The organism is Streptomyces sp. NPDC029159 (assembly GCF_055564055.1).
This window is the reverse complement of sequence record NZ_JBVHWT010000001.1, coordinates 916011-927486: the sequence shown is the minus strand read 5'-3', so window position 1 is coordinate 927486 and position 11476 is coordinate 916011. Positions and strand designations below refer to the sequence as shown.

The 11476-nt window shown below is 76.1% G+C and carries 9 protein-coding genes; 4 read left to right on the top strand and 5 right to left on the bottom strand.

From position 1 onward, the window contains the following. Window positions 1-425: 425 nt before the first annotated feature. On the bottom strand, window positions 426-1736 hold the full coding sequence (gene purD, locus ACZ4U4_RS04150) for a phosphoribosylamine--glycine ligase (protein WP_467868875.1): 1311 nt from the start codon (window positions 1734-1736) through the stop codon (window positions 426-428). A 265-nt stretch (window positions 1737-2001) separates the two neighbouring features. Between purD and ACZ4U4_RS04145 the strand changes: the two genes are divergently transcribed. Next, window positions 2002-2805, top strand: a complete 804-nt coding sequence (locus ACZ4U4_RS04145; protein WP_467868874.1) for an SLATT domain-containing protein — start codon at window positions 2002-2004, stop codon at window positions 2803-2805. Window positions 2806-2861: 56 nt separating this feature from the next. On the opposite strand, the gene ACZ4U4_RS04140 is transcribed toward ACZ4U4_RS04145, so the two are convergent. From ACZ4U4_RS04140 to ACZ4U4_RS04130, 3 genes are all read right to left on the bottom strand, one after another. Continuing rightward, window positions 2862-3512, bottom strand: a complete 651-nt coding sequence (locus ACZ4U4_RS04140; protein WP_467868873.1) for a hypothetical protein — start codon at window positions 3510-3512, stop codon at window positions 2862-2864. Window positions 3513-3655: 143 nt separating this feature from the next. Beyond that, window positions 3656-4330: a GntR family transcriptional regulator gene (locus ACZ4U4_RS04135; protein ID WP_467868872.1), complete on the bottom strand. Its 675-nt coding sequence runs from the start codon at window positions 4328-4330 to the stop codon at window positions 3656-3658. Between the two features lie 209 nt (window positions 4331-4539). Next, window positions 4540-5895: an aminotransferase class III-fold pyridoxal phosphate-dependent enzyme gene (locus tag ACZ4U4_RS04130; RefSeq protein ID WP_467868940.1), complete on the bottom strand. Its 1356-nt coding sequence runs from the start codon at window positions 5893-5895 to the stop codon at window positions 4540-4542. A 298-nt stretch (window positions 5896-6193) separates the two neighbouring features. On the opposite strand from ACZ4U4_RS04130, the gene ACZ4U4_RS04125 reads away from it, so the two are divergent. Together ACZ4U4_RS04125 and ACZ4U4_RS04120 are read left to right on the top strand one after the other, a co-directional pair. Continuing rightward, the gene (locus tag ACZ4U4_RS04125; RefSeq protein ID WP_467868871.1) at window positions 6194-6943 is read left to right on the top strand and encodes a response regulator transcription factor; all 750 of its coding nucleotides are present in this window, start codon (window positions 6194-6196) and stop codon (window positions 6941-6943) included. Between the two features lie 2 nt (window positions 6944-6945). Next, on the top strand, window positions 6946-8373 hold the full coding sequence (locus tag ACZ4U4_RS04120) for a sensor histidine kinase (RefSeq protein ID WP_467868870.1): 1428 nt from the start codon (window positions 6946-6948) through the stop codon (window positions 8371-8373). 17 nt (window positions 8374-8390) lie between these two features. Here the strand turns inward: ACZ4U4_RS04120 and ACZ4U4_RS04115 are convergent, their stop codons facing one another. After that, window positions 8391-9182: a polyphosphate polymerase domain-containing protein gene (locus tag ACZ4U4_RS04115; protein WP_467868869.1), complete on the bottom strand. Its 792-nt coding sequence runs from the start codon at window positions 9180-9182 to the stop codon at window positions 8391-8393. 656 nt (window positions 9183-9838) lie between these two features. On the opposite strand from ACZ4U4_RS04115, the gene ACZ4U4_RS04110 reads away from it, so the two are divergent. Continuing rightward, window positions 9839-11296, top strand: a complete 1458-nt coding sequence (locus tag ACZ4U4_RS04110; protein WP_467868868.1) for a serine/threonine-protein kinase — start codon at window positions 9839-9841, stop codon at window positions 11294-11296. Window positions 11297-11476 lie beyond the last annotated feature (180 nt).

The following is an 11476-nucleotide window of genomic DNA, read 5'->3' as shown; positions in this document are numbered from 1 at the left end:
GCAACGCCGGTGAGCCACTTGCCGCACGTCACCGTGGTCGCCGTGCCGGAGAGCAGCACGGCGCACACAGAACGCTTGCGCGGCACCCTAGTTGGGGGCCCGGCTCACGTCAGCAGCTCGCCGGATCGGTCACTCGATGGTATGGCTTTGGGCAGAGCCGGGAACTGTCTCCCGGCGGCCCCGGAAACCGGTGGCCGACGGCAGCCAGGCCCCACCGCGTACCGCGCCCGACCTGCTCCCGGCGCACGCCCGGCGCGCCCCGGGCCCGCTCCCCCACCGCGGTGACCGCCCCCGTACCCCGCGGCCACCCGACGGAGGGACGGGCCGTACGGACCGAACGGCCTCGAACATACCGACGGCCCCGGTGCCGCCGCCGTGACAGGCGGGGCCCCGGGGCCGTCCGGTGGTGCCGTGCAGGAGCGGCGTTACGCCCGCGCCCCCGCGTTCGCCTCCTGGGCCGCGTCCGCCGCGGCCTTGCGGGCGATGTCCGTACGGTGCTGGGAGCCGTCCAGGGAGATCCGGCCGACGGCGCGGTAGGCGCGGTCGCGGGCGATGGTGAGGTCGGCGCCGGTCGCGGTCACCGACAGGACCCGGCCGCCCGCGCTGAGGACCGCGCCGGACGCGTCCTGCCTGGTGCCGGCGTGCAGCACGTACGCCTTGGGGCCGTCCTGCTCGGCGACGGCGGCGAGGCCCTCGATGGGGTCGCCGGTGCGCGGGGTGCCCGGGTAGTTGTGCGAGGCGATGACGACGGTGACCGCGGCGCCCTCGCTCCAGCGCAGCGGCGGGACGGCGGCGAGCGTGCCGGTCGCGGCGGCGTGCAGCAGCCCGGCCAGCGGTGTCTTCAGGCGGGCCAGGACCACCTGGGTCTCCGGGTCGCCGAAGCGGGCGTTGAACTCGATGACCCGCACCCCGCGCGAGGTGATCGCCAGGCCCGCGTAGAGCAGTCCGGAGAAGGGGGTGCCGCGGCGGCGCAGTTCGTCGACGGTGGGCTGGAGGACGGTGGCCAGGACCTCGTCGACGAGGTGCGGGTCGGCCCAGGGCAGCGGGCTGTAGGCGCCCATGCCGCCGGTGTTGGGCCCGGCGTCGCCGTCGAGGGCGCGCTTGAAGTCCTGCGCGGGCTGGAGCGGGACGACCGTCTCTCCGTCGGTGACCGCGAAGAGGGAGACCTCGGGGCCGTCGAGGAACTCCTCGATGACGGTCTGCCCGCCGCCCTCGCCGCCGCGCTCCACGCAGGCCAGCGCGTGCGCCCGGGCGGCCGCGGCGTCCTCGGTGACGACGACGCCCTTGCCCGCGGCCAGCCCGTCGTCCTTGACGACGTACGGGGCACCGAAGGCGTCCAGCGCCGCGTCGATCTCCTCGGCGGTGGTGCAGACGTAGCTGCGGGCGGTCGGCACGCCGGCGGCGGCCATCACGTCCTTGGCGAACGCCTTGGAGCCCTCCAGCCGGGCGGCCTGCGCGGACGGGCCGAAGACCGGGATGCCGCGTTCCCGGACCGCGTCGGCGACGCCCGCCACCAGCGGCGCCTCGGGACCGACGACGACGAGCCCGGCCCCCAGGTCGGCGGCGAGCGCGGCGACGGCGGCGCCGTCGAGGGCGTCGACGGAGCGGAGTTCGGCCACCTCGGCGATACCGGCGTTGCCGGGGGCGCAGTACAGAGCGGTGACGTCGGGGTCGAGGGACAGGGAGCGGCACAGGGCGTGTTCGCGGGCGCCGCCGCCGATGACGAGGACCTTCACAGGGCGCAGCCTAGTCGCCCGGGGGGCCGGCCCGGCCCGGCGCCCCTGCGGGCACCGGGGCCCCGGCAACTCCGCGCCCATGGGTGCGGCACCTCTTTCGGGTGAGACGCCCGGTTGGCCTATACCCGATGGCAGGCCACTTCCGGCCGGGAATCCCGTGATCTTGGGGGCAAGCCCCACCGTTCGGCGGTAGGAAGGGGTGTTCGCATCCGTTTTTCCTACGCACCGGGCGCACCGTACGTAGCCGCAACGAGGGGGTCCACGGTTGAGTCAGCCGGAGATGCAGCCGGAGGGGACGCCCGGGGGCGGCGGGCGGGGCCGGGAGCCGTGGCGCGCCTGGCAGCGGGCCGCCGCCCTGCTCGGGGCCCGCACCCAGGGGCGCGGGCCCGGCGATCTGACCGGCCGGGCCTTCCCGCAGGGCGACTGGGGCGAGCCCGCCGACCGGCTGGACGCGCTCTACGCGTGGACGGAGGAGAGCGCGCTGCGCGCCGCCGACTGGTATCTGCGCGACCGGCGCGGCAAGCGGCGCGCGGCGCGGGCGCTGCGCGCCGGGACCGCCGCCGGGGTCTCGGTGGGCGCCGCGCTGCCGCTGATCGATCTGGCGGGTGCCTGGCACGGCGGGGCGCCCTGGGGGTATGTGGCGCTGCTGATAGCCGCCGTCTGCGGGGGGTGTGACCGGTACTTCGGGGCGACGGCGGGCTGGATGCGGGACGTCGCGACGGCGCAGGCGATCCAGCGGCGGCTGGAGGCGCTGCAGTTCGACTGGGCGTCGGAGAGCGTGCGCGAGGTGCTGGGCCCGGCGGAGGGCACGGCGAGCGAGGCGGCGGAGCGGTGTCTGGGGGTGCTGCGCCGCTTCCACGAGGACATCGGGGAGTTGGTGCGGTCCGAGACCGGCGACTGGATGACGCAGTTCCGGGCCGGGCCGGTGCCGCGGGCGGACCGGCCGGCGCCGCCGTGGTCCGGGCCGCGGGCGGAGGCGCCGGGGCAGCCGGGCGGCGGGCGGTTCACGCTGCCGCCGGGCGCCCGGCCGAACATGCCGCGGCAGCGTCCGCCGGAGCCGCCGCGCTGACGGTCCGGATGCGCGGCCCGTCCGTCGCCGGGCGGGCGCGCATCCGGGGGGCCGCGTCAGCTGAAGACGATCATGGAGCCCTGGCCGAGGCTGCGGGTGGCGGCAGCGTGCAGGCCGAGCCAGACGTGGCGTTCACGGGCGAACGGGCCGTCGTCGGCGGGCGGGCTCACCGCCGGCTCCTCCAGACCGGTGGGTCCGGACGGCGGCGCGGGCGGGGCCGGCGGGTTGGCCGGGTCGATGCCGAGGGCCGGGGCGACGAGTTCGAGGTCGCGCAGGAGCCCGTGGGAGGAGCCCAACGGGCCGCCGCCGTCGAGGAGTTCGTCGCCGGCCAGCGGGTGCGGGAAGTCGACCGGGACGTACGCCCCGGCGTGGTCGTAGTGCCAGACCAGGTGCGACTGCTGGGCCGCCTGCTCGAACATCTCCAGCAACTGCTCGTAGTCGCCGCCCAGTTCGTCGACCGGGGTCACCTCCAGACCGCACAGGTGCAGCAGGTAGGCGCGGCGCAGGAAGTGCAGCGCGTCGTAGTCGAAGCCGGCGACCGGCGCCACGTCGCCGGAGAGCCCCGGCATGTAGCTGAAGACGGGGACCGGTGGCAGCCCGGCGTCCGTCAGGGCCTTGTCGTAGACGGCGATCTCTTCGGAGAAGGGGTTGTCGGGGCTGTGGCACAGCACATCGACGAGGGGTACCAGCCACAGGTCACATGCCACGAGTGAGTGCTCGCTTCCGGTCGGGGCCACTGGCACGGCGCGCGTGTTGCGGAGAGGGCGGACGGTATCGGGGGCGGAGGGGCGTACGGGTGGGGCGGTCCGCGGTGGCGGAGGCTTCGGCCGACGGTCGGGACAGCGTAGTGCTAGCCGGGCGTTCCCACGAGGGTGAGGGCGTGCACGTTGTACTCGGCGATCAGCCGTTGTGCCTCGGCCGGATCGTGCCGGGCGACGGCCTCGGCGAGGGCACGGTGGCCCTGCCACAGCAGGCCGCGCAGTTCGTGCCGCTCGCGCAGCAGCGGGACGGCGAACATCCAGGTCTGCACCCGGAGGCGGTCCAGGAACTCCCGGATGTACGCATTGCCGACCAGGCCGCCCAGTTCGCGCCAGAAGCGCAGGTCGTAGCCGATGAGGACGTCCAGGTCGCCGGCGCGGGCGGCGCGTTCGGCCTCCTCGGCGCGGCGGCGCAGGGAGAGCAGGTCCTCGTCGGGCGGGCGCGGCATCGTGGCGCCGGGGCCGCGGAAGATGCCCTCGACGACGAGGGTGCGGGCCTCGACCATCGCGCGGTAGTCCTCGGCGGTGAAGGCGCGCACCTTGAAGCCGCGGTGTTCCTCGATGTCGAGCAGCCCCTGGGCGCAGAGGTCGAGGAGCGCCTCGCGGACCGGGGTGGCGGAGACGCCGTACTGTTCGGCGATCTCCTTCACCGTGAAGCGGAGGCCGCACGGCAGCCGCCCGGCCAGCACCTCGTCGCGCAGCGCATCGGCGATCTGCCGGCGCAGGGTGTTGCGCCGTACGACCGAGCCGGGCCAGTCAGCGGCCATGGTGTCCGTCCGTCCCCTTCGACGACCTGGTGCCGCTCGGCGGGCGGGCGGCCCGTCCACGATAGGCGAGGGCCTTCCTGACCTGGCCGGGGGCCGGTGCGGGGCGGTTTCGGGGCCGGTCCGGGCGCGCCGCGCGCGGGGCGCGTACGGTCCGGGCGCGCGCCTCCCGGTACAGGGTGTGCGCCGGGAGGCGGCGGGCCGGCGTGCCGTCAGACGGTGTGGGCGTCCGCGGTCTCCAGGGCGGTGTCGAGGATCGCCAGCCCCTTCTCGGCCTCGGCTGCGGTGATGGTGCAGGCCGGAACGACATGGGTGCGGTTCATGTTGACGAAGGGCCACAGACCGCCGCGCTTGCAGGCGGCGGCGAACTCCGCCATCGGGGCGTTGTCCGTGCCGGACGCGTTGTACGGCACCAGCGGCTCGCGGGTCTCCTTGTCGCGGACCAGGTCGAGGGCCCAGAAGGCGCCCAGGCCGCGGACCTCGCCGACGGAGGGGTGGCGCTCGGCCATGGCGCGCAGCGCGGGGCCGATGACGCTCTCGCCGATCTCCGCGGCGTTCTCCACGATCCGCTCCTCGGCCATCGCGTTGATCGTGGCGACGGCGGAGGCACAGGCCAGCGGGTGGCCGGAGTAGGTGAGGCCGCCCGGGTAGGGGCGGGTCTCGAAGGTCGCGGCGATCTCGGCGCTGATGGCGACGCCGCCGAGCGGGACGTAACCGGAGTTGACGCCCTTGGCGAAGGTCAGCAGGTCGGGGGTGACGCCGAAGTGGTCGGCGGCGAACCAGTGGCCGGTGCGGCCGAAACCGGCCATGACCTCGTCGAGGATGAAGACGATGCCGTGGCGGTCGCAGATCTCGCGGACGCCGGCGAGGTAGCCGGGCGGCGGGACCATGATGCCCGCGGTGCCCGGGATGGTCTCCAGGATGATCGCGGCGATCGACTGCGGGCCCTCGAAGGCGATGGTCGCCTCCAGGTGGGCGAGGGCGCGCTCGCACTCCTGGGCCTCGTTCTCGGCGTGGAACGGCGAGCGGTAGAGGAACGGGCCCCAGAAGTGGACGACGCCGGCGGACGCGGTGTCCGAGGGCCAGCGGCGCGGGTCGCCGGTGAGGTTGATCGCGGCGGCGGTGGCGCCGTGGTACGAGCGGTAGGCGGAGAGGACCTTGGCCCGGCCGGTGTGCAGCCGTGCCATGCGGACCGCGTTCTCCACGGCCTCGGCGCCGCCGTTGGTGAAGAAGATCTTGTCGAGGTCGCCGGGGGTGCGCTCGGCGACCAGCCGGGCGGCCTCGGAGCGGACGTCGACGGCGAAGCCCGGGGCGATCGTGCAGAGCTTCGCGGCCTGCTCCTGGATCGCCGCGACGACCTTCGGGTGCTGGTGGCCGATGTTGGTGTTGACCAGCTGCGAGGAGAAGTCGAGGAAGCGGTTGCCGTCGTAGTCCCAGAAGTACGAGCCTTCCGCGCCGGCGACGGGCAGCGGATCGATCAGGCCCTGTGCGGACCAGGAGTGGAAGACGTGGGCGCGGTCGGCGGCCTTCACGGCCGCGCCGGTGGCGGCGGAGGGGGCGGGGGGCATCGTGGTCACGGTCAGTACCTCGGATCGGTCGCTCGGGTCCGCCGGGGACAGGCGCGGCGAACCTCTTCACCCTAGGGATCACCGGCCGCCCGCCGGTACCGACAGTCTGTACGGCGGCCGGGGCGGGCGCGGACACTGTGTCGACGTGCGGGGACGGGGCGCGGGGCGGCCGGGGCGGCGGGGAAGCCGGGGGCGCGTGGGTACCGGGTGCGCGCCGGGGCCGGGCGCCCCGGGGCAGCGGGTCGGCAGCCCGCCGCCCGCAGTTTCCGGGGCGCGCCGGGCGTGACACGGTACGTGCATGCCACATCTTCTTGTTGTCGAGGACGATCCCCAGCTGCGCGGTGCGCTGGTGCGGGCGCTGCGCGACCGGGGGCACGCCGTGGCCACCGCGGCGACCGGCATGTCCGGGCTGGACGCCGCCGTCACCGACCGCCCCGACCTCGTCGTCCTGGACCTCGGTCTGCCGGACGTCGACGGGACGCAGGTGCTGCGGATGCTGCGCGCCGTCAGCGACGTCCCGGTGATCGTGGCGACCGCCCGGGACGACGAGCCCGACATGGTCGCGGTGCTCGGGGACGGCGCCGACGACTACATCGTCAAGCCGTTCGGCGCGGCCCAGCTGGACGCCCGGATCAAGGCCGTCCTGCGCCGCCTGGGCACCGCCGAGCCGGAGCCCGCGGTACGGATCGGGGAGCTGGTCCTGGACGCCGCGGCCCGCGAGGTGACGCTGGCCGGGGCGGCGCTGGACCTCACCCCGCGCGAGTTCGACCTGCTGGCGTACCTCGCGCGCCGCCCCGGCCAGGTGGTCTCCCGCCGCGAACTCCTCGCCGAGGTCTGGCAGCAGCCGCTGGGCGGCGCCGACAAGACCGTGGACGTCCATCTGTCCTGGCTGCGCCGGAAGCTGGGTGAGACGGCGCAGCGGCCGCGCTATCTGCACACGGTCCGGACGGTGGGGGTGAAGCTGGCGGCGCCGGACGCGCCCGGGGAGGCGGCGGAGCCCGACGCGGCGGAGCCCGGCCCGCGCCGCCCCTCCCCCGGCCGGGCGTAGCCGTGCGCCGCTCGATCCTGCTGGTCACCGCGGCGACCACCGCGCTGATCCTCGCCGCGCTCCTCGTCCCGCTGTCGCTGCTGGCGCGCAGCCACGCCGCGGACCGGGCGACCGCCGACGCCACCTCGCGGGCGCACGCCCTCGCCGCCGGACTCGGCAAGACGCTCGCCGCGGGCTCCGGACCTGCCGCGTCCGACCACTTGGCCGCGGAGGCGCTGGTCACCGCGGCCAACGGTCCGGGGCTGCCCCGGACCTCGGTGATCCTCGGCAACGGCACAGTCCTGGGGCCCCCGGCGCCGGTCTCCGACGCGGTCCGGCTGGCGCGCTACGGGCGGGCCTTCACCTACGAACCGTCCGGCGGCGGCCGCACCGTACTGCTGCCCGTCCAGGGCGTCGTCGGCGGCACCGCCGTCGTCCACATCGCGATCGGCGACGACCGGCTGTACGACGGGACGCTCGCCTCGTCGCTGGGGTTCGCCGGGCTCGGCGCCGGGCTGATGGTGCTGGGGCTGCTCTTCGCGGACCGGCTCGGGGCGCGGCTCGTCGGCGCCACCCGGCGGCTCGCCGCGGTCGCCGACCGGCTGGCCCGCGGCGATCTCACGGCCCGCGCCGAACCGTCCGGACCGCCCGAACTACGGCTGGTGGCAGGTGAGTTGAACCATCTCGCCGAGCGTATCCAGACCTTTCTGACCGCCGAGCGGGAGAACGCCGCCGACCTCGCGCACCGGCTCCGTACGCCGGTCGCCGCGCTGCGGCTGGACGCCGAGGGGCTGCGGGACCCGGCGGAGGCGGAGCGGATCGGGGCGGGCGTGGCGGCGCTGGAGCGGAGCGTCGACGAGGTGATCCGCACCGCCCGCAAACCGCTGCGGGAGGACCGTTCGGGCCCGCCGCGCGCCGATCTCGCCGCCGTGGTGCAGGGCCGCGCCGCCTTCTGGCTGCCGCTCGCCGAGGACCAGGGCCGCACCCTGGGGTGCACGCTCCCGGACGACGCGGAGGACGGGGTGGCGGTCCGGGCCGAGGAGACGGAACTGGCCGCCGCCGTCGACGCGTTGCTCGGCAACGTCTTCGACCACACCCCGGAGGGCACCGGCGTCCGGCTCGCGGTGGTCCGCGCCCCGGACGGCGACGGCGGCCGGCTCACCGTCGAGGACGACGGCCCCGGCTTCCCCGAGGGGCACGTCCCCGAGCGCGGCCGCAGCGGCGGCGGCTCCACCGGCCTCGGCCTGGACATCGTCCGCCGCGCCGCCCAGGAGGCGGGCGGCACGGTGGAGTACGCCTCTGCCCCCGGCGGCGGCGCCCGGGTGACGGCCACGTTCGGCGGGGACGGGCCGCGTACGGGGCGAGGCGCACGGAGCAGGGCCGGTGCCCGTACGGGATCCCGTACGGGCACCGGATCCGGCAGCCGGGGCGCGCCGCCCGGGGCGAGGTGACTGAGGCGGCGCGCCGGTCAGCGGACCGGGAACGGCGTCCGCGCGGTGTGCTGCCCGTGGTGGGCGGCGAGGTCCGGGCGGAGGGCCGCGAGGGCGCCGCAGTACTTCGTGTACGGGGCGGCGCGCAGCCCGTACCCGTGCAGCAGGCGGTCGGCCTCGGACAGCGGGGCGGTGGTCTTCGTCTCGACGAGGACCAGTCCGCCGTCGGCCCGGACGCTGCGGCCGGTCCTGGCGTCCTCGCCGACCAGCGCGACGTCGCAGGTGATGCGCTGGCCGTCGGCGACGAAGGTGGCGCGCTGGTGGTCGGTGGTGAGCGAGGGGTCCAGTTCGGCGGGGGCGTCGATGCCGTAGGCGCGGTCGAGGACGTCGGCGAGGAAGTCGCGCTGGCCGGTGCCGAGCGCCGCGTCCTCCGGCTGCAGCGGGCGGCGGTGCTTGACGGTCCGGCCGCCGGCGCCGCTGAGCTTGACCTCGAACTGCCGCTCCCCGGTGTCCCGGTAGAGCCGCTCGCGGATCTTGAAGCGGCCGCCGCGGTCCTGCTGGTGGTCGTGGAAGGAGCGCAGGTCGGGGGTGTCGAAGTAGACGGAGCGGTAGCGGAACCAGCGGCGGCCGTTGATGCAGAGCGCCGCGAACGGGCCGCCGGGGCGGCGCCGGTCGGTCAGCTCGGCGGCGAACTCGGCGAAGACGTCGACCGGCACCAGGTAGCGGCTGTCGTACCGGGTGAGGAGGGCGGCGCGCTCTTGGACGTCGGTGAGCGGGACGGGGCGGGCGGCCATGGCGGCGCGGGCGAGGGCACGTACGGCGGGGATCACGCGGGTCTCCTTGGCGTGGGTGCTGCGGGGGCCTGCGGCGGGGCGGAACCGGAAGGCGGACGGCGGGTTCGGGGCGGACGGGACGGGCGGCGCCGTTCCGGGGCGGGCGGTCCGCCGGGCGGGGCCGGGTGGCTCGCCGGGACCGGTCCGCCCGGAGAAGGCGCCGGGTTGCAGGCCGCATACCCGTTTTCCGGCACCGGGCACCCGACCGACCGTCCGGATATCGGGACAGGAGGGGGAAAAAGGCTTGCCCGTATGGGAGCGGATCGGGGCAGTTCCGGCCACACCGGTGGCGGGCGTTCCCGCGCCGGCCGGTGCCGGTGCCGGTCGCATCGGCCGAGGTCCCCGGCGTTTCCATCCCGTCCCCTCCGTCCCTTCCGGCGCTGCGGTCCGTGCGGCGGCCCCGTTGACCGCTCTCCGATACGTCCGCACGCTAGGCAGCCGCGGGTTAAGCGCGCCCCCATCCCCGGGTTAAGCGCACCCCTCTCCCGGGCATCGCGAGGCGGAGGGGTGCACTCCGTCGGGTGCGCGCCCCGGGCAGGGTCGGACGGTCGATATCCTCGGGGCGGCTCCGGGGGGTGGCTTCGGGGGAAAGGGCGGCGATCGTGGAACTGCACCCGGGACGCGCGGGACGGCCGGTACGCACCGGTGGGCCGGTGCCGCTCAGGGACCAGGACCCCCGCCGGATCGGCGACTACCGCCTGATCGGGCGCCTCGGGGAAGGCGGCATGGGCCATGTCTACCTGGCCCGCTCGGACCGCGGCCGCACGGTCGCGGTGAAGCTGGTCCGCGCCGAACTGGCCGGACAGGAGGAGTTCCGTACCCGCTTCCGGCGCGAGGTGCGGGCCGCGCGGCGGGTCGGCGGCGAGTGGACCGCCCCGGTCCTGGACGCCGACACCGAGGCCGAAACACCGTGGGTGGCCACCGGGTACATCGCCGGGCCGTCCCTCCAGCAGACCGTCGGCGGCGGCACCAAGCTGCCCGAGCGGACCGTCCGCATCCTGGCGGCGGGGCTGGCCCGCGCGCTGGAGTCGGTCCACGCCGCGGGCATCATCCACCGCGACCTCAAACCCTCCAACGTCCTGCTGACCCTCGACGGCCCCCGCGTCATCGACTTCGGCATCGCCCGGGCCCTGGAGGCGGTGACCGACCACGGCGTGACACGCACCGGCGAGGCCGTCGGCTCACCCGGCTTCATGGCACCCGAGCAGGTCCGCGGCGACGATCTCACCCCCGCCTGCGATGTCTTCTGCCTCGGCTCGGTGCTGGCGTACGCGGCGACCGGGCGCTCCCCGTTCGGTACGCCGGAGAGCCAGGTGCACGCCGTGATGTACCGCATCGCGGAGGCGGAGCCGGACCTCGCCGCGGTGCCCGAGGGGCTGCGCCCGCTGATCTCCGCCTGTCTGGCGAAGGACCCGGCCGCGCGGCCCTCCCCGGCGCAGCTGGTCGCCTGGGCCGAGCGGGATGCGGCGGCGCTCGCCGGTCCGGCGGCGGACGACGAACCGTGGCTGCCCGGCGCGCTGGTCGCGCGGCTGGGCCGCGGCGCCGTGGAGCTGCTGGAGGCCGAGCACCCCGAGGCCGGTGCCGGCCCGGTGGCGGAGGCGGTGCCCGCCCCGGCGCCACGCCGGCGCCGCCGTGGCGCCGTCACCGCCTTGGTCCTCGCCTCCGCGCTGGCACTGGCCGGGGCCGGGGCTGGCGGGGCGTACTTCCTGCTGCGCAGCGACCGCGCGGCGGCGGAGAACAACGACTCGGCGGGCGGCAGCAGTTCGGGCGGGACGCAGACCGCCGGGATCCCGGCGGCGTTCCTCGGCACCTGGGAGGCGTCGGCCGACGGCTCGGCGGACGTCCGCCGGTTCACCCTCACCCAGGGCGCGGCCGGGGACACCGTCATGACGATGACCGCGTCCGGCGCCGCCTACAGCTGCACCTTCTCCGCGGCGCTCCGCTCGGCGGGCCCACCGGTCCGGCTGGGGCCCTCCCGGGTCGTCTCCGGCCCGGCGACCAGCTGCCGTCCGGGGGAGCCGAGCACTCTGGAGAAGACCGCCGAGGGGCTGCGCCGCTCCTTCGACGGCGACGACGGGGCGCCCACGCTGACGTACCGCAAGGTGCGGTGAGCCGGGCGTCCGTAGCGCCTGCGGCGGGGGAAGAGCCGCCGGTCAGGCCGGGTGCCCCGACACCCGTGCCGCCACCGATCGTTCTCCCGTCGTAACGACTTGGCGGCCGGTGTGCGATCAGGGGGCACCTAGGCTCGGGAGGGGCGCCGGACGGTGCGGCGGCCGAGGACGGCGGGCACG